Here is a 22,161-nt window from a genome sequence, read left to right on the forward strand (position 1 = left end):
AATTGCTTTTATTTATTGTATTATTCCTCTGTTCGAAGGGCTTCCTTAATTTCCTCTGGCGATGCATTCCACCATTCCTCGTTACGCGAAATCAGCAGCTCGCGCAGTGCCTTCTTCTCGACGTCGCCAAGGCCATCCAGAATGATCTTGCGCTTCATCGCCGCGTCCATTTTATTCACATGATCGGCGAGGATCTTCCAGCCACGACGGGCCTCGTGGTCGATCCACATTTCACAGGCGGTCATGCCTGCATAATGCTGTCCTTCCGCGGTACGATCTACAGCCACCCACACGATCCATACCTGGCGTCCATTAGGCACTTCATCCCGGTTCATGCTGAAACGGATACCCTTCTCCACCTTACTCTTGGCATGCATGGCCCCAATATCCACTCGGGCCTCGCCATTATCGATAATGACGGGTGACAGACTGTTCAGATCGATGGAGCCTGATCCAAACCCTTTATGCTTACTCTTGCTATTAATAATATTCAAAGCAATCGGTTTCTTCGCACCCTGCTTCTGCTCTTCATTCTCCACTGCTGCCGCCCTCCTATATCAGAGCCGATTCTTTACGTATCAGCTGCTAAATTGATAACCATGTCCCAATAATTTTATTTTAACTAATAATCCCCCAAAAGCAAACATATACATGCACTAGATGCTTGTCAACGGGAGGTTGTTCGATATGGTCCCACCACGTGCCAAAGTCTTTCTATCATCCCTGCTTGCCCTAGGTTTGCTTGCAGGATCGATGCCGATATTTCTGAATCCAGGGTCCTCAGCGTCTGCTCTTGCCCCAAATGCGGGCAAGCCCTCCGCCTCTGCCGTGGAGAAGGCCCCGCTCTCACCGCCTAAGGTGCAGCCTAATATTCTCGCTCCGGCCTTAAGCGACCGGTTGGTGGAATATCATATGGATGTTCGGTACGAGCCTGAGGAGAACAAGCTCAAGGGCAAACAGACACTCACTTGGACTCATCCAGGCAAAAAAAGCGTAAACGAGCTGTACTTTCATCTGTATCCCAATGCATTTGCTTCCAATGACACGACTTTTATGAAGGAATCGGGCGGCAGGCTTCGTTCCGATCCCATGCCAGATGACGGATACGGCTCCATGACCATTACCAGCGTGAAAACAACCGAAGGACTGGCCCTGACCCATCGCCTTCAATTTGTTCAACCCGATGATGGCAACATCAAGGATCACAGCCTTGCCAAGCTCCGATTGCCTAAACCCATCAAGAGCGGGGAGAGTGTTACCATTCACTTGGAGTTCGAGGTCGAGCTTCCCAAAATATTTGCTCGCATGGGAACCACCGAGAATTTTATTATGGCTGGCCAATGGTTTCCTAAAATTTCGGTCTATGAACCGGCCGGTCATCGCGGAAGAGCAGAGGAAGGCTGGAATCTTCATCAATACCACGGCAACTCTGAATTCTACTCCAACTTCGGCATTTACAGCGTTCGCATCCGAGTGCCCGAAAATTACATTGTCGCCGCGACCGGATTCCCTACCAAGCCTGCCCAAAAATCAAACGGGGAAAAAATTTATCAGTTTTACGCGGATGACGTGCATGATTTTGCCTGGTCGGCATCGCCAAACTTTGTCACGGCAGAAGAAGCATTCTCCGCACCAGGCGTACCCGGCGTCCGCATCAAGCTGTATCTCGATCCAGCCCATAAAGACTTAAAGGAGCGTTACTTTGATGCCGCTAAGTCGGCACTCGCTTCGTTTGGAAAATGGTACGGAACCTATCCGTATTCCACGTTGTCCATCGTCGTTCCGCCGGAATCAGGCAACGGTGCAGGCGGTATGGAATACCCGACGCTGGTCACGGCCTTCGGTGCCAAGAACGATTCGCCGGGTTATGAGCTCGAACGGACCGTCATTCATGAGATCGCCCATCAATATTTTTACGGAATGATCGCAAGTAACGAATTTGAGGAAGCCTGGCTGGACGAGGCCTTTGCAACCTATGCAGAAGAACGAGTCATGGAAAAAGAATACGGTATTACCTCCAATACGGCGGCTCAGGGAGCATCCATTTCTTCCCCTGCACCGCTGAAGATGGAATCCTGGAAATACAGTTCTCACGAAAACTATGCACTGAATGTTTATACGAGGGGCAAGCTGGTGCTGCAAGGCATCGAACGGCAGGTCGGTCCACAGATGATGGGCAAGATTATGCACACCTATGCCCAAAAATACCGGTTCAAGCATCCAACCACATCTGACTTTCAGAAAGTCGTCGAGCAAGTAAGCAAAACGTCCTGGCAGTCGTATTTTGACCAATATGTATATGGAAGCCAGATGGCGGATGTCGCCATCGACGTGATCAAAACCAAAAATAAAGGCACGGCTGAAAATCCTCGATATGAGTCCACGGTCCAGATTACGAGCAAGGACGGGGATATCAGCGATGTGCCGATCGTGTTCGCCTTTGAGGACGGCAAAACGGTGGAACGAACCTGGAGCGGCAAAGACGGCAAAGTTGCTTACACCCTGGAGTACAGCTCTCCGCTCGCCTGGGCCATGGTTGATCCGAAGTACTCCATCGTCCTAGAGAACAAACACATTAATAACTATATGAAGGCAGGAATGGATCCGACGGTGGTTACACGCTGGAATCTCAGTATTACCAAGCTTGTGGAGACGCTGTTCGGCAGCCTGTCATGGTGAGGGGGGAGCACATGAAAAGTTACGCAGGCCAAGGGTGGACCAGTGTTAAAGACCAGCTATACGTCTCGATCCTGCTCTTCTTATATCGTTTGCTGTGGGGATATTGCCTGTACCGTCTCGTAAAATCGGCAGTCGTCCCCCTGCTGATGCGATATCCGGATTCCGCCCCTAACGAGCTCAGCCGTCTTTTATTCTTCTACGAGGGCGAGATGAGCTTATCCTTGAGCAGCACAGTACACACCTACGGATGGCTTCTGGCCGGTTTGCTCCTGATCCGGATGAGCCTCACCCCGCTCATTCGGGCTGGCATCTTCTACAACCTTCACCAGGAAGCCAAGGGCGAGCGCGGTTTATTCTTCTTCACTGGCATGCGGAAACTGTGGAAACCCGTAACGCTATTCTATCTGGTTGAGCTTATTCTCACCCTCGCGCCCGGTTACTGGATTCTGCCCAAAATCCTCCCGATTCTGCTGAATGGAATTCAGGAGCCTGTTCTGCTGCTTCATGCACTGCCCTATGCAGCTGGCTGGTTCTTGTACGCCTATCTGATCCGCTTGTTATTACTCTATATGCAATTTGGCCGTACAGGCGATTCCAGCATGATCAGCTCGATCCATGCGCTCTTCCGCCGCTTGGGCATGGCAATGCTGTTATCCATCACCATCAGTGGATCCGCCTGTGTCATTCTGCTGCTCCTGAGCTCGGCCTCGCTCTTCTGGGCCGGGTTGATCGGCTTAATTATTCAGCAAGCCTCTTATTTCCTGAATGGACTTTTCCAAATTTGGGCAATGTCCGCTCAATATCATTTGTGGAGAGATTCCTCCTCACAGCATCCTTAATGGTTACAATTCGTCACCCTAAAATAATGAAACATGCTCGCGAATAAGCTGTAATCGGAAGCGACACGTTTCTATCCCGGGCTTGATTTTACAGAGAATAAGAGTTCTTTTATCCTCCATATTACAAATTTCTGAACGCCAAATTACAAAAAAACCTGTTTCCCCAAGAGGGGGACAGGTTTTTTTGTTTAAAAATAATCTTTCCTCGTTTGCCAAATTGTTAATACTCTGCTAAAATAACGAATATGTTAGTAACAACTTTGTCATCTTTACTGTAACTTTTTATTGGAACGATGTAATTCGCTAACTATGTTGGAACGTCAAACGTCAATGAATGGGTTCATCAACATTTTAAGGAGCCGAATTCCCATAACGATATGGGAAGCGGGGGATCCGTTTTGGGTGAATTGATCTCGCAAGAGAGGGATCATAGGGGACCTTCAACCGAACCCTTAAGCTAACCTCGCAGGCAATGGAAGGGGCTTTTGTTTTGAAAAAGAAGTTAACGGCTGTTTCTCTAGGCCTCGCACTCGCACTCACATTAGGGACCGGAAGCGCTTTCGCCGATTCCAAATTAAATACTGCAATCAAACCAGCCATTGGTGTCTCTTACAAAACAGGTGGAACTACAACGAATGGTTTTGACTGCTCCGGATTCACCAGCTATGTTTACAAGAAGCTTGGCCTTAGCCTGCCCCGTACGTCTGCAGCTCAATACAAAGTAGGTACGGCCGTATCCAAGAGCAACCTGAAAGCTGGCGATCTCGTGTTCTTCAACACATCCGGTAGAGGTGTATCTCATGTGGGTATTTATGTCGGGAGCGGCAAATTCGCTCATTCTTCATCTTCGCGTGGTGTCATTATTAGTCCGCTGAGCCAGAGCTATTACGCCAACCGATATGTAGGCGCTAAGAGAATTATGAGTCAGAATACGTACAAATCCGTAGCTGTAAACTACAATTAATGTTGGAACTTAATTGATTTACTCTTACAAGAAAGCCCTGGGTTTATGAGATTGTGCCGATCTCATCCAGCGGCTTTTTCTTTTGTTTATTCTCTCTATACCTTTATAACGTTCAGGACAACGAAAAAGTTCCCGCTTTTCGAAAAAAAATGAAATTTATTATACAAGTTCACTTCACTTTGCCATGTCTTCACATCTTCTATCCTTTATATACCCTTCTCTCCCTTCATTAAACACCCATTTTGGAAAAATATTGATTTTTTTATTGCTTCGACAGCTAATGCTATTGAAAAATAGCGAAATCCATCAAGAAATAATTGCCAATCTCGCTTGCTGTCTGCTAGAATGGACGCAGTAACAACTTTGTCATTAATGTAAGTGCTTTAATATATAGATTGCTATGCCTCGCGGCAAACGAAAAAGGAGCTTACCATGCTGAAGAAAACATTATCGACAGCAGCCCTAAGTATCACGCTGCTGTTCACTTTGGGCGTTGGCAGCGTGTTTGCTGATCGTGCGCTGGATCAGGAAATCGATAAAGTTCTAGGTACAAGATACAGCTACGGCGGTACAACCACGAGCGGATTTGACTGTTCCGGCTTCACCATGTATGTTTATGCTAAACTCGGTCTGAAGCTCCCGCATCAATCCGGCTCTCAATTCGACATGGGGACAAGCGTGTCCCGTAAGGAGCTGCGCGCTGGCGATTTGGTGTTCTTTAACACATCGGGCCAGGGCATCTCCCACGTCGGCATTTATGTCGGTGATGGCAAATTCGCCCATGCTTCCTCCAACCGCGGCGTGGTTATCAACCGCCTGGCAGAGGATTACTACGATCAGCGATACGTGGGTGCAAAGCGTATCATGAGTGATGATAAGTATGAAGAGTCGGTCGGTGAATCATCCTAAGCTATAGAGGCTATTCTTCCCTATACATACTGCTTGCCCGTTAAAGGAGCCCTTACCTCTCTTTTGCGGGCTTTTTTGATGCGACTTGGATGTTCGTAATATGGTTATTATTTATGCAGACGATAGGAGGACTTCGCAAATGGATGCCACACCGATTACATTTCACGCCGTAGTCATGCGTGAAGAGCACGCCAAAGAAATATGCGCTTGGGCCTACCCTCCTCCCTATAATATCTATGGCTTTCTTCCCTGGGAGCAGATGAAAGGGCTTGAGGTGGAGTTTGGCGATCCGGACATTCGCCTGGGACAGTACATCTCGGTTCTGGATGAGCGGGAGGCCCTCTGGGGATTTGCCCAGCTGTTTCCGATGCATGAGGTTACACGAATTGGACTTGGCATGCGGCCTGATTGGTGCGGGCGTGGAATGGGTAAACGATTTATGCAGTCGATTGTCCAGGAAGCCAAACGGAGGCGGCCTGCCGACGAAATTGACCTTGAGGTAATGACCTGGAATGAGCGAGCAATCCGCGCTTATCAAAGGGCAGGCTTTCACATCACCGATACGTATGAGCGGCTTACGCCAACGGGCAACGCCCTTTTCCACTGTATGGTGTATGAGCCCCCGGCAAATGAGGAATAGTAATCTTTGTCTATATGAAAAAGCACAATTTTGTGTACTTTTTATGAAGCTACGCCGTATAGTTGCTTTTTTTGTCACAACTGGCTATGCTGTCTATGGATGTTGGTTTATAATGGAGACAAGTGCAAAAGTGCAGTATACATAGAAGGGACGATATGACGATGCAAAAATGGATCATGAGCGGATTGTTCTTCGTCGCATGTGCGTTGGCTATCGCGCTGATGTTTACGCTCCCAGGTAAGGAACAGGTAGCTCAGGAAGAGAAGCCGACCATGCCGGAAGTGACTCTCGATGCAGCCGCAGCGGAAGCCACACTGAAAGCAAGCTGCATTAGCTGTCACGGCGACCAACTTCAAGGCGGCGCTGGGCCGGCTTTGAATCAAGTAGGCGGACACATGGATGCGGACGCGATTTTCAACGTTGTAACCAAAGGTCGTAAGGGAATGCCTTCCTTTAAAGACCAACTTAAACCTGATGAAATCGCAAACATCGCGCTGTACCTTGCTGAGAAAAAATAAATCAGCTTAAACGCAAAACACGCTTGCACCTGGAGTTGTTCCCGGTGCAAGCGTGTTTTTTACATATTCGGGGCCTCTGAAGGGATTAATGGTCTTCCCTTCTATTGTGCCGCCTTGCCATCCTTCGAACGACTCTTCTCATAGGCTTCGTTAAACTGCTGCGCTTCCTTAATATCCACAGCCGTAATGCCACCGTCGTCCCAAGAAGTGAGACGAAGTGTAACGACTTTATAATCTATGGTGATGTAGGGGTGATGTCCGAAAGCTTCCGAAATAGCTGCCACTTCATCAACAAAAGCGATTCCCTTCATGAAGGAGGAGAAGGTATACTTTCGTACAATCCATCTCCCTTGTTCAAATTCCCAACCCTCAAGCTTTTCCAGATGAGCCTCTACTTCTTGCTGCGTATAAAGCATCTTTTATCTTCCTCCCCGAAAAAAACCTATCTTAAAGCCGACTAACACGTAATATGGGCTATCTGTCATCTATTCTATTCTGCCCTGTATCTGTTGATAACTGGAGTGATTACACAAGGGCCACAAAAGCCAACTCTTCTTCACCAATCAAAATATGTATTCGATGGTTCGTCTGATCATGCATGACCACGCCGCTGCCAACGTTAATCACCGGCTCTGTGCCAAGCGCATAAAACAAATCCTCCGCCAGCGCCTCATGAACCTCATTTTGCTCGGCTTCACCCAGATTGCCCCAATCCTCAGCTTCCATTTCAAAGAAGACATAGCTGTCGGAAATTCGCCCGACCGCCTCGGTTAGTTCTGCCAGAATTTCGCCATAATCCCTTCCGTGCTTAACGCCCATCTTAATCACTCCTTTCCTTGCCGTACTTAGCTTCGTTTCCCTTCCTTCCATTATACCGGAAATTACAACTAAAAAAAAAAGCCCGACCTGACGATAAATAGGATAACGCCCCACATAAGGGGCCCGGTTCTCCATGAGAGCCGTTCTGACGAATGGATTCGTTATTTTATTTCTCACGGATGAGGTGTGGTATGGAAATTTCAACAATTATAGGCTTAATAATCGGTATCGTCGCGGTACTGGTGGGCATGATCCTGAAAGGTGCCTCCCTTCTCGCTTTGTATAACCCGGCAGCCTATCTAATCATTCTTGGCGGTACGGCAGCAACTTTATTCATCGGATTTCCGCTAGTCGAGCTGAAAAAGATTCCGAAGCTGGTCAAGATGACCTTCGTGAAACAGAATCTGATGGACAAAACGGATATGATCAAGCTGTTTATGGAATGGGCTTCGATCACACGCCGTGAAGGACTGCTGGCTCTGGAAACTAAAGTCGATGAGATTGATGACAGCTTCCTGCGTAATGGGATGCGCATGATCATTGACGGCAACGATCAGGAATTCGTACGTGATGTATTAATGGAAGATATTAATGCCACCGAAGAGCGCCATCGTTCCGGCTCATTGATCTTCTCCCAGGCCGGTATGTATGCACCTTCCCTCGGGGTACTTGGAGCCGTTATCGGTTTGATCGCTGCACTATCCCACATGGAAGATATGGGCGAACTCGCCCATGCCATCGGGGCTGCGTTTATTGCTACCCTGCTCGGTATCTTCACCGGTTATGTCATCTGTCACCCGATTGCGAATAAACTCAAGCGTCTATCCAAACGCGAGGTTGAAATCCGCCTGATGATGGTAGAAGGCTTGCTGTCCATTCAATCCGGTGTATCCACCATTGCAATCAATCAAAAGCTCTCCGTGTTCCTGACACCGTCCGAACGGGCTGAGCTCAGCGAGAGGGAGGCTGGTGCTAGTGAGCAAAAAGACTAGACACGAGCCGCATGAGGAGCATGCCGACGAATCCTGGCTTCTTCCTTACGCAGACCTACTGACCTTGCTTCTGGCCCTGTTCCTGGTGCTGTACGCCATGAGCGCGACGGATGCACGCAAATTTCAAGAAATGAGCGAAGCCTTCAGCGTTGCTCTCACTGGCGGAACCGGGGTGCTGGATTACAGTAAAACGGAATCCAGCGATGATCCGCCTAATATTAAGGATCATAAAGCGACATCCCCTTCCATTCCCGCAACAACACCTGACCAACGACGTGCAGAACTGATGCGTCAGGAACAACAGGATCTGGAGAAGCTGAAGAAGCAGCTCGATAATTATATTAAAAATAACGGTTTAACCTCGGAGCTCAGCACCAAGTTGAACCACTCCCAGCTTGTCATTACAATACGGGATAACGCCCTGTTCCCTTCCGGTGAAGCCGTTGTGAAGCCGGAGGCCCGTAAACTGGCCAAGGCCATCTCGCAAATGCTTCATAAGTTCCCGGACTATGAAATTATTGTATCCGGCCATACGGACAATGTGCCTATCTCGAACAGCCGATATCCGTCGAACTGGGATCTAAGCTCGGATCGTGCCTTGCAGTTCATGAAGATTCTGCTCGCCAACTCGGAATTGGATCCTAAACGGTTCATGCCGATCGGTTATGGTGAATACCACCCGATTGCCGATAACAACACCGCTGCTGGACGAGCGAAGAACCGCAGAGTCGAGGTATCCATTATACGTAAATACCAGGATAGTGCGACCTTTACCAGCGTGAATGAATAACTCAAAAGGGAACGGTCCCTACAGACTATAACACACAATAAACAACCGATGCATCTGGTCTCCAGATCCCATCAGTTGTTTTTGTTTAGGGTTATAGATGTATTTCAGCCTGCTACTCGAGCCTATAGTTCAGCAGCCGACCAAGCTCTTCCTTCTCCTTCTCGTTAAGATCACGCCAAGCGCCGATGCGCTGACTGCCGAGACGGATATTCATAATCCGAATTCGCTGTAACTTTCGGACCTCATAACCAAAAGCGCTGCACATTCTGCGGATTTGACGATTTTTCCCCTCCGTCAGAATGATTCGGAACACGCGCTCGGACATTCGAGTGACCTCACAGGGCAGCGTCATCTCACCTAAAATCTTGACGCCGCTGGACATCCCGCTAAGGAAGGATTCCGTTACCGGGCGATCCACCGTCACAATGTATTCTTTCTCATGTTTCCCCTCGGAGCGAAGGATCTTATTGACGATATCCCCATCATTCGTCAGCAGGATCAGTCCCTCAGAGTCCTTATCCAATCGACCGATAGGAAAAATACGCTCCTTATGGCCTACGAAGTCTACAATATTGCCCTTAATATGCGGTTCGGTGGTGCTTGTAATCCCGACCGGCTTATTAAGAGCAATATACACATGCTTCTTCTTATCTTGAAGCGGCTTTCCCTGAATCCGGACATCGTCTCCTTCTTCTGCCTGGCTTCCCAGGACTGCCACCACGCCATTAATGGTAACCTTCCCGCTCTCCACCAGCTTGTCCGCTTCACGCCGTGAGCAATATCCCGTTTCACTGATAAATTTATTGATTCTCAAGATGCCATCCCCTTATCTGTAACTACTTCTTGCTTATCACTCAATTGCATTCCGCTGAACCGCAGGCAGAACTATACTCACCTTCGTTCCTGCTCCTACTTCACTCTCGATTTCCATCATACCCCGGTGGCCCTGAATAATACGCTGGCTTACCATCAATCCGAGTCCTGTGCCCGTCTCCTTATTCGTGATAAACGGTTCGCCAAGATGCGGCATCAGATCCTCCGGAATGCCTTGTCCTTCGTCCCGAATGTCGATTTGTACCCATTCACCCTTCGGCCTTGAAAGCTCAATCCAGATCCTGCCCCCATCCGGCATCGCTTCTATCGCATTCTTGAGCAGATTGATGAACACCTGCTTGAGCTGGTTCTCTTCACAGTGTACGTAGGTTAGTGCTTCAGTAAACTTCAATTTGAACTCGATGCTGTACAAATGGGCTTGGCTGTCGAGGAATGAAATGACATCTCTCATGATGACTCGGACATCCCTCTCTTGGAAATGAATCGCCTGCGGCTTCGCTAATATCAGAAATTCACTGACAATCAGATTAATTCGATCCAGCTCCGACAGCATCAGATCAATATGATCCGGATTGACCTTGTGGGTCTGCTGTTGAAGCTGCAGAAATCCACGAAGGGTCGTCAGCGGATTCCGGATCTCATGAGCAACGCCGGCAGCCAGCTGGCCAACGGTATTGAGCTTCTCCGAACGACGCAGCAGCTCCTCGATGCGATTGCGTTCCGTCACATCCCGAGACACGCTAATCATGGAAGTAACCTCACCGTTCTCATCGCGCACCAGCGAGGTACTGATGCTGACCTCAATAGCGCTTCCATCTTTATGAAGGCGGACCGTCTCCACTGGAGGAAGCCGTTCTCCGGCCCGCAGGCGGCGGATGCGTTCCTTTTCTTCTTCCTCTTTAGCCGGAGGGACAAGTGCAGGCTTCCGTCCAACCACTTCGTGCGCCTTCCAACCATATAATTGCTCAAACGCTTTATTTACACTAATAACCCGTTCATGGGTATCGGTTGTATGAATGGCGTCGGCTGTCTGATTAATGACCGACTCCAGATATTCCTTAACGGATTGATTCTCATCGACCATTTGCTTCAACTGGCTCGTATAGTTACCCAGATTACGTGTCATCGCATTGATTCGACCCGCAAGCTGCCCCAGCTCGTCCCGGCTGCTTACCTCCAGCCTTCGATCAAAGTGACCATCCGAGACATCGTTTACAGTGCCAAGGATAGCCTGAATCGGCTTAGTAAAATACCCTGCAACAATATAACTGCCGAATATGACAATTTCCAATAAAACCAATGAGATCGCCACAAGACTGATCATCTGCTCCCTCATCACGGAGGAGATGGCTTCATAATCCATAACGACACTAATGACACTGGTCGGTTTATTCTCGGATACGATAGGGATGAAGCTTTTTAGCACCTTCTTATTATTGATGGTACTGACAAAAACCACATTATCGCCGGTAGAAACAGCCCTCTGCACAGCTTCGGCATCTTGGTCCAGGCTCCCATAGTCATAGGTGCCGAATGTAATCGGTCGATTGCGAAGCTTGTGGTGAACGTCATCCGTTCCATCTTCTCTCATATATTCATTGCCAAACGTTTCAGGGTTGATGCCTGTTACTTCCAATATCCGCGGATTCGACTTCAACGTTTCCTTCACAACCGTATCCGGGCTTGTTATCTTCACAAAGTCCTTGATATTCGAATTCCTTATGTAGGGATCAATGATATAATTGCGCTTGCTATCGTAATAGTATCCCCATTTATCAATGAATTCGGGATTGGATGTGGAGAATTCAAACGGTCCTGACCAAAAATGATCGGCTCGCTGACCCTCGGAAACGGATACGACTTTACCATACTGGAACAATTCTTGAAAAGCCGTATGCCAGTACCCCCAGTTCTTTGTTGAGAGGCCGATTTCATCTTGAGAGGAGGACCGGGCAACAACGATATCATCATTCGTCCGGACCAATAATGAAATGTGGGTGACGCCGATCTCCTTACTCAATTCCACCAATTGCTGATTGGTTATATTGTTAATATCCGGATCTAAAGCTTTTGCCGCATTGACCGCGGCCACCTTCAGCATATCACCGAATATGTTATCCACATATGCAGAACTAAAGCCGGTTTGCTGGACCGTAATGGCGATCTGAGTAGCGGCCATCACCATCTTCGTTTCACTATCCTGCTGCAAATTTTCCTGGGTCGTGTAATAGTTCAACGTAATGTTGAGCAGAAGAATAAATAATACCGATATGGACATGATCATCGATAATTTCGTCTTAATCGACAAGTGGCATCTTCACCTTTCTGCTGTCACATAGACGACTTGCGAATCTAATACCCTCATGATACCTTGATCACGAACGTTTGAAAAGACAAGGGGCTTGATGTCTATATGCTTTTTTCCACAATCGCATTGCTATTGAAATAAGGAATCCTTACAATATAAGAGGCCATTCCCGGTAAAATAAACAACCTATCCACAGATTGCGCACAAATACACAACTTATCTGGGGATAATGTGCATAACTTTGTGTATAATATTTTACTTATCCACAATTCTGTCCACAACATGTTAACAAACGAATAAATGTTCGTTGAACATTGGGTATAAATACAGGGTTTTAACGGGCTGTGAAAGGAGACTTTAGTTTGATATCAAATTCAATAGACCCACTGGCTGTGGATAACGATAATCATGAACACTGGATGAGAGAAGCCATTGCGGAAGCACGGAAAGCCGAAGAGCTCGGTGAAGTTCCGATTGGTGCTGTCATCGTTCGGGGCGATGAGATTATTGGCCGTGGTTACAATTTGCGTGAAACGACTTATGATGGTACGGCTCATGCCGAGATGGTAGCTATCCGCGAGGCAAGCCAGTATCTTGGAGCATGGCGGCTGCTGGACTGCCGATTATACGTGACGCTCGAGCCCTGTCCCATGTGTGCAGGAGCTATCGTCCAATCCCGGGTCCCACAGCTGATCTATGGCACTGGTGATCCCAAAGCCGGTTGTGCCGGAACACTGATGAATTTGCTTCAAGAGCCGCGTTTTAATCACCGAACTAACGTGGTTGAGGGCGTGCTGCAGGAAGAATGCGCATCACTGCTCACTCAGTTCTTCCGACGTTTGCGCGGGAAACTATGATCATTATGTAGAGTATAAGTATAACAACGTAAAAACCCGGCCATGACGGCCGGGTTTTGTTGTCTGCGATGAATAATATTAATAAGTGCCCATTTGGCTCATGGATTCCTCAAATTGCTCCATCGTGATGACATCCGCATCTTTTGGAATACCGATTTTGAACTCTTGTTTTCCGTTGATGTTGTTGTATTGGGTGCTACCCTTCACAGCCAACTTCACGTTCTCTTTGGTTTCTGGATCGTTGAAATCAACGTTCAACACAACATCCTGGTACGCAGGGAAATTCTTTTTATCGATAGCCGTGTTGATGTTGAATGTGTTGATCTTCAGATACTTCTGCATCTCTTCCAAGCCCGCTTTGAATTCGTCTTGGTTGACGTTAGATACTTCAGCTTTAGCAGCGTCGATATCTTCTTGGGTCAGACCCAGCAATTCGCGGTACTCGTCTTTTGCTGCAATATCAACAACCTTAGGTGCAACCTTGTTTACCATAATATCCAATGCTTCATTCAGGTTATCATTGGTTACAAAGAATTGAACGACTTGTTTTGCATCCACGCCTTCTGGAAGGCCAGCATCTTTAACATTGATCTCTTTGAAGTATTTCGCTTGGTCATACTCGCTCAGCAAGGCTTCAAGGATTTCGTTAACGAATTTCTGGGACTTCTCAGTATCCAAGCTTTCTGGGCTAAACGTTTCACCGGATTGCTCAGCAAGCTCTTTCATGTCCATCATGAGGAACTTGCCAACAACGTCCTCTGGGAATGGCATCATTGGAATGCTTGGAACTTTAATGTAGATTTTCTCTTTAGTCATGACCATATCAATGTTGAAGGACATCGCCATGTCACCCTTCAGATTGATACCCATGTTCATCTCAGTTTGCATTGGCTCAGCTTGGTAGATACCATCCAGCGTAACCTCAGCATTCTTCAGCATGGTCATCGCTTGAGTTACACTTGGATCGCCTTCAACTGCAGGTATGTTAACTTGAAGGTCTTCAATGACAAATTTACTCTTCATTTCGTAGGATGTCATCTTCATCGCGTTCGTAGCAGCGTTGGTCATTGCTGCCTTAGGCTCTTCTTTTTTGGCGCAGCCGGATAATACAACTGTCACTGTGAGCAGCAGTGTCAGCATAATAGCTGCAAACTTCTTGTTCATTAAAATTTCTCTCCCCTCTAACATCAAAAAAATAACAGACCTTCTAATCATAAACCATTTAACCAAAATGAGAAACACTTTCTGGAATATTTGCTGAAAATTTATTTCCTTTCTTTTTCCATCCATCTTAATTTCAAACTTCTTAACATGCGAATAAGGTGGGGCCCCAAAATATTACACTTGAACACTAATACGCAAGTTGGACGCAAAAGGTTTCATAACGAAAAAAAGAACTTCCTGTCGTATTACAGGAAGTTCCCTCGATTCTTGCTTTCTAGCCTCTCAGTATTTGCTCCTACAGGCTTCTAGCCCTCCGGATTGAAATGTCCATCCTGTTTACGGATCTTCGCTCTGTGAGAGCCTGACAGCGGCTCCTGACCGCCACGGTCATGATCCTTGCGCTGCTTCGGCTGCTCCTGTGCTTCCGGTACCGGAATCGCTTTAGGTTTGCTCATCTGATAGCCCTCCATTTCATGGATCACAACAATGTCTTACGCTATCCTGCCTTTGATGTCCATACCAAGATGGACAGTATGGAAACTGTCTCCCTCATTTATGGAACTAATGATGCGTGATTTGCTGCAGTGTTTGGGCACACTCATGGATATGGCGCGTATAATCGCCAACCATGCCCTGAATGTTCTCATTGCGCTCATCCGTCGTTGCGCCATCACGCTCTACATCGACCAAATCGACCTTCACTTCCCGTGAATCCACATACGTGCATTGAAAATCAAATGAATACTCCTGGCGACCTGCTGCATCAATGTGAATGCGGATGGCGTTCGGATCCCCTTCGTCTGCAGCCACTTCTGCGCGATCTCCCGGCTTTAATATGGTGGGCAGCCTTTCCTGCCAGGCATTGACCAGCGTCGACTGATCGACATTCAGTTCTGAGTTCATGTTCACACCTCCCCTTCTCTATAAATTGCGATAACAGGGGATGTTTTATACAGCACCCTCCATAAAGCAGAAACCTATTGAAGGGAAGAACATGCAATGATTTTTTATAAAAAAAGAACAAAAAAACCGTTTCCCTAAGGAAACGGTTTGCGTTTGATTATGTATGGCGGAGAGGATGGGATTCGAACCCATGTGGGCTTGCACCCTAACGGTTTTCAAGACCGCCCCGTTATGACCGCTTCGGTACCTCTCCACGTGGTAATGATCCATGCAAATGAATCACGTGCAAAAATCATTATACCACAAGACAAACTGTTTTATCAACTCATTTTTTCTGTTCGATGATACTAACGTTTCCCATGTATGGGCGAAGTACTTCAGGAATAACGACGGATCCATCAGCCTGTTGATAATTCTCCAGAATCGCAGCAACGGTGCGTCCTACCGCAAGCCCGGAACCATTCAAGGTGTGGACAAATTCCGGCTTGCTCTTCGGTTCCGGACGGAAGCGAATGTTGGCACGGCGCGCCTGGAAGTCCCCGATATTCGAACATGAGGAGATTTCACGATATACGCCGCTCTCCGGAAGCCAAACTTCCAGATCGTATGTCTTCATGGATCCAAAGCCCATATCCCCAGTACAGAGAGCCATGACGCGATAAGGAAGATTCAGCAGCTGAAGCACGCGCTCCGCATCCGCCGTCATCTTCTCAAGCTCATCAAACGATGTTTCCGGATGTACAATTTTCACCATCTCAACCTTGTTGAACTGATGCTGACGAATAAGTCCCCGTGTGTCGCGTCCTGCCGCGCCGGCTTCCGAACGAAAACAGGAGCTGTACGCCACGTAATATTTAGGCAGATCCTCGCTATTTAAGATTTCCTCGCGATGGTAGTTCGTTACAGGAACCTCAGCGGTTGGGATTAGGTAATAGTCGGTATCGCTAATCTTGAATAAATCCTCTTCGAATTTAGGCAGCTGTCCTGTTCCGTACAAGCTGTCCCGGTTGACGATATATGGAGGCAGCATTTCTTCATAGCCGTGTTTGTCGCTGTGCAGATCCATCATGAAACTGATCAAGGCACGCTCAAGACGAGCACCTAAACCTTTATAGAACGTAAACCGTGAACCCGTTACCTTCGCACCTGCTTCAAAATCCAAAATACTCAGATTCTGAGCAAGCTCCCAGTGGGCCTTAGGCTCGAAATCGAAAGCTTTTGGCTCCGCCCAGCGGCGAATTTCCACGTTCTCCTCCTCCGAAGCGCCTACCGGCACACTCTCATGAGGGATATTCGGAATCGCCAAAGTAAGCTCGGATATGCTGGCTTCCAGCTCACGAACTTCCTCATCCATCGCTTTAATCTGGTCTGACACTTGTCGCATTTCCAGTATCAGATCATCTGCATTCTCACGATTCTTCTTCAGTTTGGCTACTTCAGCCGACACGGTGTTGCGGCGATTCTTCAAACTTTCGCTTTCCTGCAGCAATTCCCGGCGCCGGGCGTCAAGCTTAGGAAAATCCGCAATCAGATCGAGCGATTTGCCTCGATTCTTCAGCGCTTCTTCTACACGACTGTACTCGCTGCGCAATATTTTTACGTCTAACACGGGAAACCCTCCTAAAGTAAAACATCCATCAAGTATATCGAAGCAGCTGCCCTATATGTTGATAAAAAGGCCTTGGGACAAGGCTGCATTGTACGTTATTACATACGATACATCTTATTGTATTTCAGCGAAAAAGACAACTCGACTCCCACATACCGCCAAAGAGTCAAGATGTCTTCTACTGTAACTATTACGTCTGTGGTGCCGTAGACCGGGATCGAACCATCTCCACAAAATATTGATGAAGTCGGTAATCGTCGGTTAGCTCCGGATGATACGAAGCTGCGAGCAGATGCCCTTGTCTGGCTGTGACGATCTCATCTTTATAAGTAGACAAGACCTCAACGCCCGCACCCACTTCCAGAATAAGCGGCGCACGGATAAAGACAGCTCGTACCGTTTCTTCGATACCTTTTACAGGCAAATCGGTCTCGAAGCTTTCACGCTGACGTCCAAATGCGTTCCGCGCCACCGTGATGTCCATCAGCTTCAAGTGAACCTCTTCGTCGCCTTGAATTCGCTCAGCCAGCACGATCAGTCCGGCGCATGTTCCGAATATCGGTTTGCCCTGGGCTGAGAACTGACGTATCGCATCCATAAAATCATACTTCCGCATCAGCTTGCCGATGGTGGTGCTCTCACCGCCAGGAATAATCAAGCCGTCAATGCCGTGCAACTGCTCGACCTTCTTGATCGGCACTCCCTCGGCACCAGCAAGCGTTATGCTTCGAATATGCTCTGCAACGGCACCCTGAAGTGCCAGTACGCCGACCTTCATGTTACCCCTTCTCTCTTACCAGCCGCGATCCTGCATGCGCTCAGCCGGACTAAGCTTGGATATCTCGATGCCTTTCATCGGAGTACCCAGGTTCTTGGATACTTCAGCAATCAATTTATAATCATCATAATGCGTAGTCGCTTCAACAATCGCACGAGCAAATTTTTCAGGGCTGTCCGATTTGAAAATACCGGATCCAACAAAGACGCCGTCAGCGCCTAAATGCATCATCAATGCCGCATCAGCAGGTGTTGCCACGCCGCCAGCTGCAAAGTTAACGACAGGGAGCTTGCCCGTCTCATGAATGCCCTTCAGGAGGTCATAGGAAACACCGAGGTTCTTCGCTTCCGCATACAGCTCGTCCTTCGACATGTTGCGAACTTTACGGATTTGACTGTTGATGAGGCGCATATGGCGAACGGCTTCCACGATATTACCTGTTCCCGGCTCGCCTTTCGTACGGAGCATGGATGCACCCTCACCAATACGACGCAGCGCTTCGCCAAGGTCCTTTGCGCCGCATACGAACGGTACCGTGAAATCCCATTTATCGATATGGAACACTTCATCCGCCGGTGTCAGCACTTCACTCTCGTCGAGATAATCCACGCCAAGAGATTCGAGTACTTTTGCCTCGACGTAATGACCGATACGAGCTTTGGCCATAACTGGAATGGATACAACTTTCATGACTTCCTCAACGATGGTTGGATCAGCCATCCGTGCTACTCCCCCAGCAGCGCGAATATCGGAAGGAACGCGCTCCAGTGCCATAACTGCCGTTGCGCCGGCAGCTTCAGCGATCTTTGCTTGTTCCGCATTCATGACGTCCATAATGACGCCGCCTTTTTGCATTTCCGCCATACCTCTTTTTACAGTTGATGTTCCTGTTTCCATGTCCCCTAGCCTCCCGAATATATGTTGTATCTCATCGCCATTACAGCATTCCCTGGCGATATGGTCTGTACCCGTATAGGTGCATGCTTGCAATGAATCTAACTTGATATTTTACCGCATCAAAATCAAATACACAACCCATTTACTCGGAATTTATCGGCTGTTAAAAAAGATTTTTGATGGAATCAAACAAATCGGCAAAAAAGTCTCCAATCGCCCGCAGGAACAAACTGAACCAGCCTGCCTTCTCAACTTCTTCCGCAGTGATTAGATTCACCGTTTCGGTTTGGGCTTCCTTCATGCCTTCTATTTTATATGTGTAGGTTACCGTGCCCACCTTCGTATCCTTAGCGACAGGAGCTGTCATGCTGGAGGAGTCCAGTTTGGCTTCAAAGGTAATATTCTTGCCGTTTGAACCTTTCGGTACAACAAAAGTGAGGGCTTTATCGGTTACGAGCCCAGCTGCTTTGCCTTTGCCCTTCTTCACTTCGACGGTTTCAAAGCCTTCTACGGTTGCTCCGGCAGCTTGAACTTCCTTCACTTCGAAGTTGTCAAAGCCGTAATCAAGGACTTTTTTGGTCTCTTTAAAACGGGCACCTTCAGATTTCGTACCCATTACAACGCTAATCAAACGCATGCCGTCACGTTCAGCAGTTCCGGCAAAACAATATTTGGCTGCATTGGTATGGCCTGTTTTTAATCCATCTAAACCTTCATAAGCATAAGCCTTGAAGTTTGTAATACTCTTATTGGCCTCAAGCATCCAGTTGTAGTTGATAATCGGATTCGTGTCACGCGGCCGGAACTTGTGAGATTGAATGGCTGTGAATCTCGCAAAATCAGGATGATCCTCTACGATATATTTGGCAAGTAGAGCGGTATCCATTGCCGACATTACCGTTTCCTTATCCTCCTCAGGACGATATTTCTCTGGCATATCTGCACGGCTCAGGCCTGTGGAATTAATGAAAAAAGCCGTCTTCAGCCCCATCTTTTTCGCCGTATCATTCATCATGGTAACAAACTCTGCCTCGGAACCAGCCACATGTTCAGCCAATGCTACCGTCGCATCATTCGCCGACCCGACAGCCATGGCTATGTAAAGCTCTTCCACTGTATGTTGATCTCCCTCAGCCAAAAATATCCGAGATCCCACGGTTTTTGATGCGTTCTCTTTTACAGTAACCACGTCATCCCATGCTAATTCGCCTTGCTTTACTTTTTCTGCAACGATATATTCCGTCATCATCTTGGTCATGCTCGCCGGCGGCAATGCCTGGTCAGCATTAATAGATAACAACACTTGGCCTGTAGATGGCTCTATCAATACCGCAGAGCTTACTTCCAATCCAAGCTGATCAATGGATGGCACTTTATCCGGCTTCGCATTATTCGTTGTGGCCTTCTCAGTTGTCGCTTTGTCCTCTGTCGCTTTCGTCGTATCCGCTGTTGCCAGCATATTAGGCGCCGCGAGTGAAACCGCAGGTGCAGCAGAGAAACATAGTATATTAAACAGCATCAAGGATGCGAGCGTTCTTTGAATGCGTTGTCGCTTATTCTTCTTTACAGACTTGTCTATCAATGGAATTACTCCCCTCTAATTCTCAATAAGTCATTAACTTGTTCTATTCTATCATAGGGGGGGTATCAAAAAAAGACAAGCTAGATGAATTTCATCCAGCTTGTCCAGGAAATAAATGACATATGTTGTTCATCCTTGTTCTTTCGAGTGAATTACAAGGAATAGTTAGGTGCTTCTTTGGTAATTTGAATATCATGCGGATGGCTTTCGCGCAATCCTGCACCAGAGATCCGGATAAACTGGGTGTCATTCCGCAGTTCCTCCAGGTTTTGCGTACCGCAATAGCCCATACCGGAACGTAATCCACCGATCAGCTGATGAATGGTATCTGCCAAAGGCCCTTTGTAAGCAACACGACCCTCGATGCCTTCCGGAACCAATTTCTTGTCATCATCTTGGAAGTAACGGTCTTTACTGCCTTGTTTCATAGCAGCAAGGGAACCCATACCGCGGTAAGCCTTGAAACGGCGTCCTTGATAGATCTCAGCTTCGCCTGGGCTTTCCTCCGTACCAGCAAACATGCTGCCCAGCATAACGGCACTTGCTCCGGCTGCGATCGCTTTAGTAATTTCACCGGAATATTTGATGCCGCCATCTGCGATAATCGGCACTCCGTATTCCTTAGCGACCGTTGCACAATCATAGATCGCTGTAATTTGCGGTACGCCAATCCCGGCAATGACACGAGTCGTACAGATCGATCCCGGCCCGATTCCGACTTTAACGACGGATGCACCGGCTTCGATAAGCTCTCTTGTACCCTCGCCTGTAGCCACGTTACCAGCGATAATCGTCAGATCCGGATACACTTCACGCAATTTGCGAACGGAATCAATGATATTGATGTGGTGACCGTGGGCAGAGTCAACAGTAATGACGTCTACACCAGCTTTCACAAGAGCTTCTGCTCTTTCGAAGGTATCTTTGGAAATTCCGATCGCTGCACCTACAAGCAGGCGTCCCTGAGCGTCCTTCGCAGCTCTAGGGAACTGAATCGCTTTCTCAATATCTTTAATCGTGATAAGTCCTTTAAGAACATTATCTTCGTCAACCAAAGGAAGTTTCTCAATCTTATGCTTCTGCAGAATCATTTCGGCATCCTGAAGAGTCGTTCCGACCGGAGCTGTCACCAGATTCTCACTGGTCATCACTTCACTAATTACCGTATTGTAGTCATGAACAAAACGAAGATCACGATTCGTCAAAATCCCGATCAGCTTATTGTTCTTATCTACGATCGGTACGCCGGAAATCCGGAACTTACTCATGAGTTTCTCTGCATCGGATACAAGATGGTCAGCATGGAGTGAGAACGGATTCGTAATAACACCACTTTCCGAACGTTTAACCCGATCTACCTCTTCTGCCTGTTGTTCAACGGTCATATTTTTATGAATAATGCCGATTCCGCCTTCTCTAGCAATGGCAATTGCCAAAGGAGCTTCCGTTACGGTGTCCATTCCTGCACTGATGAGCGGGATATTCAATTTTACATGCTCGCTCAATTTGGTGCTAACATCTACTTCTTTTGGAAGCACCTCGGATTTTCTAGGAACCAACAATACATCGTCAAAAGTGAAGCCTTCCTTGCTAAACTTATCTTCCCACACCTGGGTTATTCCTCCTTTTTGTCGTCTTCCTGCGGACTACAACTACTGTCAGAGCTGGACCGGACGGCATTTTCAAGTATTTTCAGAAATATATTATTGCCATCTTAGCAAAGGGCCCATAGGCTGTCAAGGATTGAAATCCGCCCTTTCCTCGAAGTTCGCAAGTATCCATCCAGCGCGTTATCCTGTCTCTTTGGAATGGACAAACAGACCGGGTTACTTCTATTAAATGGAGACTTACCCAGGTTAAAGCCTGTCTGCCAATATGCTTACTCTTGAGGCATCATCCTAGGGACAATGAATCGTTGTCGTTTAGTATCACCCAACCCGGTACGGGATAGTCCTCGATTTCGTAAACACATGTTATTGAATATAGGAAAAGACCGTTATCGATGACTCGATAACGGTCTTTATGGTTGTTCGCTTGGCGACGTCCTACTCTCCCGGGACCCTTCGGTCCAAGTACCAT

Annotated in this window: 22 protein-coding genes, 1 tRNA gene and 1 riboswitch; of the genes, 9 read left to right on the forward strand and 14 right to left on the reverse strand. The window is 47.6% G+C overall.

Annotated elements, in window-relative coordinates; all coding sequences use genetic code 11:
- Nucleotides 1-20: 20 nt before the first annotated feature.
- Nucleotides 21-539, reverse strand: coding sequence for a YwhD family protein (locus tag ACQKPA_RS31525; RefSeq protein ID WP_127596210.1), 519 nt, complete (start codon nucleotides 537-539; stop codon nucleotides 21-23).
- 148 nt (nucleotides 540-687) lie between these two features.
- On the opposite strand from ACQKPA_RS31525, the gene ACQKPA_RS31530 reads away from it, so the two are divergent.
- The 6 genes from ACQKPA_RS31530 to ACQKPA_RS31555 all read left to right on the forward strand — a co-directional run bounded on the left by ACQKPA_RS31530 (nucleotide 688) and on the right by ACQKPA_RS31555 (nucleotide 6,549).
- Nucleotides 688-2,679 carry a M1 family metallopeptidase gene (locus ACQKPA_RS31530; RefSeq protein WP_427496254.1) on the forward strand — a complete coding sequence of 664 codons (1,992 nt, stop codon included), beginning with the start codon at nucleotides 688-690 and terminating at the stop codon, nucleotides 2,677-2,679.
- 11 nt (nucleotides 2,680-2,690) lie between these two features.
- A complete protein-coding gene (locus ACQKPA_RS31535; protein ID WP_427496255.1) occupies nucleotides 2,691-3,518 on the forward strand; it encodes a hypothetical protein in 828 nt (275 codons plus the stop codon).
- 347 nt (nucleotides 3,519-3,865) lie between these two features.
- Nucleotides 3,866-4,005, forward strand: a riboswitch (cyclic di-AMP (ydaO/yuaA leader).
- Between the two features lie 3 nt (nucleotides 4,006-4,008).
- Nucleotides 4,009-4,482: a C40 family peptidase gene (locus ACQKPA_RS31540; RefSeq protein ID WP_100541613.1), complete on the forward strand. Its 474-nt coding sequence runs from the start codon at nucleotides 4,009-4,011 to the stop codon at nucleotides 4,480-4,482.
- 435 nt (nucleotides 4,483-4,917) lie between these two features.
- On the forward strand, nucleotides 4,918-5,391 hold the full coding sequence (locus ACQKPA_RS31545; RefSeq protein WP_427496262.1) for a C40 family peptidase: 474 nt from the start codon (nucleotides 4,918-4,920) through the stop codon (nucleotides 5,389-5,391).
- A gap of 139 nt (nucleotides 5,392-5,530) precedes the next feature.
- The gene (locus ACQKPA_RS31550) at nucleotides 5,531-6,031 is read left to right on the forward strand and encodes a GNAT family N-acetyltransferase (protein WP_427496256.1); all 501 of its coding nucleotides are present in this window, start codon (nucleotides 5,531-5,533) and stop codon (nucleotides 6,029-6,031) included.
- A 161-nt stretch (nucleotides 6,032-6,192) separates the two neighbouring features.
- The gene (locus ACQKPA_RS31555; protein WP_096777305.1) at nucleotides 6,193-6,549 is read left to right on the forward strand and encodes a c-type cytochrome; all 357 of its coding nucleotides are present in this window, start codon (nucleotides 6,193-6,195) and stop codon (nucleotides 6,547-6,549) included.
- 101 nt (nucleotides 6,550-6,650) lie between these two features.
- Here ACQKPA_RS31555 and ACQKPA_RS31560 read toward each other — a convergent pair whose 3' ends face one another.
- On the reverse strand, nucleotides 6,651-6,965 hold the full coding sequence (locus ACQKPA_RS31560) for a 4a-hydroxytetrahydrobiopterin dehydratase (protein WP_098741259.1): 315 nt from the start codon (nucleotides 6,963-6,965) through the stop codon (nucleotides 6,651-6,653).
- Between the two features lie 109 nt (nucleotides 6,966-7,074).
- Nucleotides 7,075-7,368 carry a hypothetical protein gene (locus ACQKPA_RS31565; RefSeq protein WP_071221117.1) on the reverse strand — a complete coding sequence of 98 codons (294 nt, stop codon included), beginning with the start codon at nucleotides 7,366-7,368 and terminating at the stop codon, nucleotides 7,075-7,077.
- Between the two features lie 191 nt (nucleotides 7,369-7,559).
- On the opposite strand from ACQKPA_RS31565, the gene motA reads away from it, so the two are divergent.
- Together motA and motB are read left to right on the forward strand one after the other, a co-directional pair.
- Complete coding sequence (gene motA, locus ACQKPA_RS31570) at nucleotides 7,560-8,360, forward strand: flagellar motor stator protein MotA (protein ID WP_100541615.1); 801 nt, start codon at nucleotides 7,560-7,562, stop codon at nucleotides 8,358-8,360.
- On the forward strand, nucleotides 8,344-9,150 hold the full coding sequence (gene motB / locus ACQKPA_RS31575; protein ID WP_427496257.1) for a flagellar motor protein MotB: 807 nt from the start codon (nucleotides 8,344-8,346) through the stop codon (nucleotides 9,148-9,150). The genes motA and motB overlap by 17 nt, the downstream gene beginning before the upstream one ends.
- A gap of 112 nt (nucleotides 9,151-9,262) precedes the next feature.
- Here the strand turns inward: motB and rluF are convergent, their stop codons facing one another.
- Together rluF and ACQKPA_RS31585 are read right to left on the reverse strand one after the other, a co-directional pair.
- Nucleotides 9,263-9,964 (reverse strand): 23S rRNA pseudouridine(2604) synthase RluF, encoded by a 702-nt coding sequence (rluF, locus tag ACQKPA_RS31580; RefSeq protein ID WP_071221114.1) that lies wholly within the window; start codon nucleotides 9,962-9,964, stop codon nucleotides 9,263-9,265.
- Nucleotides 9,965-10,000: 36 nt separating this feature from the next.
- Nucleotides 10,001-12,292, reverse strand: a complete 2,292-nt coding sequence (locus ACQKPA_RS31585; RefSeq protein WP_427496258.1) for an ATP-binding protein — start codon at nucleotides 12,290-12,292, stop codon at nucleotides 10,001-10,003.
- A gap of 362 nt (nucleotides 12,293-12,654) precedes the next feature.
- On the opposite strand from ACQKPA_RS31585, the gene tadA reads away from it, so the two are divergent.
- Entirely contained in the window at nucleotides 12,655-13,149 is a 495-nt protein-coding gene (tadA, locus tag ACQKPA_RS31590) for a tRNA adenosine(34) deaminase TadA (RefSeq protein ID WP_427496259.1), read from the forward strand.
- A gap of 78 nt (nucleotides 13,150-13,227) precedes the next feature.
- On the opposite strand, the gene ACQKPA_RS31595 is transcribed toward tadA, so the two are convergent.
- The 9 genes from ACQKPA_RS31595 to guaB form a co-directional block, all read right to left on the reverse strand.
- On the reverse strand, nucleotides 13,228-14,313 hold the full coding sequence (locus ACQKPA_RS31595; RefSeq protein WP_427496263.1) for a hypothetical protein: 1,086 nt from the start codon (nucleotides 14,311-14,313) through the stop codon (nucleotides 13,228-13,230).
- A 305-nt stretch (nucleotides 14,314-14,618) separates the two neighbouring features.
- Nucleotides 14,619-14,768, reverse strand: a complete 150-nt coding sequence (locus ACQKPA_RS31600) for a small acid-soluble spore protein P (protein ID WP_098741251.1) — start codon at nucleotides 14,766-14,768, stop codon at nucleotides 14,619-14,621.
- Between the two features lie 106 nt (nucleotides 14,769-14,874).
- Complete coding sequence (locus ACQKPA_RS31605) at nucleotides 14,875-15,216, reverse strand: hypothetical protein (protein WP_194540324.1); 342 nt, start codon at nucleotides 15,214-15,216, stop codon at nucleotides 14,875-14,877.
- A 164-nt stretch (nucleotides 15,217-15,380) separates the two neighbouring features.
- Nucleotides 15,381-15,469, reverse strand: a tRNA-Ser gene (locus ACQKPA_RS31610).
- 72 nt (nucleotides 15,470-15,541) lie between these two features.
- Nucleotides 15,542-16,825, reverse strand: a complete 1,284-nt coding sequence (gene serS, locus ACQKPA_RS31615) for a serine--tRNA ligase (RefSeq protein ID WP_127596242.1) — start codon at nucleotides 16,823-16,825, stop codon at nucleotides 15,542-15,544.
- Nucleotides 16,826-17,015: 190 nt separating this feature from the next.
- Entirely contained in the window at nucleotides 17,016-17,603 is a 588-nt protein-coding gene (gene pdxT / locus ACQKPA_RS31620) for a pyridoxal 5'-phosphate synthase glutaminase subunit PdxT (protein ID WP_427496260.1), read from the reverse strand.
- 15 nt (nucleotides 17,604-17,618) lie between these two features.
- Entirely contained in the window at nucleotides 17,619-18,500 is an 882-nt protein-coding gene (gene pdxS / locus ACQKPA_RS31625) for a pyridoxal 5'-phosphate synthase lyase subunit PdxS (protein ID WP_071221106.1), read from the reverse strand.
- A 163-nt stretch (nucleotides 18,501-18,663) separates the two neighbouring features.
- Entirely contained in the window at nucleotides 18,664-20,082 is a 1,419-nt protein-coding gene (locus ACQKPA_RS31630; protein WP_427496261.1) for a D-alanyl-D-alanine carboxypeptidase family protein, read from the reverse strand.
- Nucleotides 20,083-20,234: 152 nt separating this feature from the next.
- Complete coding sequence (guaB, locus tag ACQKPA_RS31635; RefSeq protein WP_071221104.1) at nucleotides 20,235-21,692, reverse strand: IMP dehydrogenase; 1,458 nt, start codon at nucleotides 21,690-21,692, stop codon at nucleotides 20,235-20,237.
- Nucleotides 21,693-22,161: the final 469 nt, after the last annotated feature.

Source organism: Paenibacillus sp. NPDC093718 (assembly GCF_050279985.1).
GTDB lineage: Bacteria > Bacillota > Bacilli > Paenibacillales > Paenibacillaceae > Paenibacillus_AQ.

Coding starts and splice junctions, on each gene's coding strand:
- ACQKPA_RS31595 (WP_427496263.1), bottom strand. CDS start 14,313: ATGAACAAGAAGTTTGCAGCTATTATGCTGACACTGCTGCTCACAGTG.
- ACQKPA_RS31600 (WP_098741251.1), bottom strand. CDS start 14,768: ATGAGCAAACCTAAAGCGATTCCGGTACCGGAAGCACAGGAGCAGCCG.
- ACQKPA_RS31555 (WP_096777305.1), top strand. CDS start 6,193: ATGCAAAAATGGATCATGAGCGGATTGTTCTTCGTCGCATGTGCGTTG.
- ACQKPA_RS31550 (WP_427496256.1), top strand. CDS start 5,531: ATGGATGCCACACCGATTACATTTCACGCCGTAGTCATGCGTGAAGAG.
- ACQKPA_RS31605 (WP_194540324.1), bottom strand. CDS start 15,216: ATGAACTCAGAACTGAATGTCGATCAGTCGACGCTGGTCAATGCCTGG.
- ACQKPA_RS31535 (WP_427496255.1), top strand. CDS start 2,691: ATGAAAAGTTACGCAGGCCAAGGGTGGACCAGTGTTAAAGACCAGCTA.
- ACQKPA_RS31565 (WP_071221117.1), bottom strand. CDS start 7,368: ATGGGCGTTAAGCACGGAAGGGATTATGGCGAAATTCTGGCAGAACTA.
- ACQKPA_RS31560 (WP_098741259.1), bottom strand. CDS start 6,965: ATGCTTTATACGCAGCAAGAAGTAGAGGCTCATCTGGAAAAGCTTGAG.
- ACQKPA_RS31530 (WP_427496254.1), top strand. CDS start 688: ATGGTCCCACCACGTGCCAAAGTCTTTCTATCATCCCTGCTTGCCCTA.
- pdxT (WP_427496260.1), bottom strand. CDS start 17,603: ATGAAGGTCGGCGTACTGGCACTTCAGGGTGCCGTTGCAGAGCATATT.
- motA (WP_100541615.1), top strand. CDS start 7,560: ATGGAAATTTCAACAATTATAGGCTTAATAATCGGTATCGTCGCGGTA.
- pdxS (WP_071221106.1), bottom strand. CDS start 18,500: ATGGAAACAGGAACATCAACTGTAAAAAGAGGTATGGCGGAAATGCAA.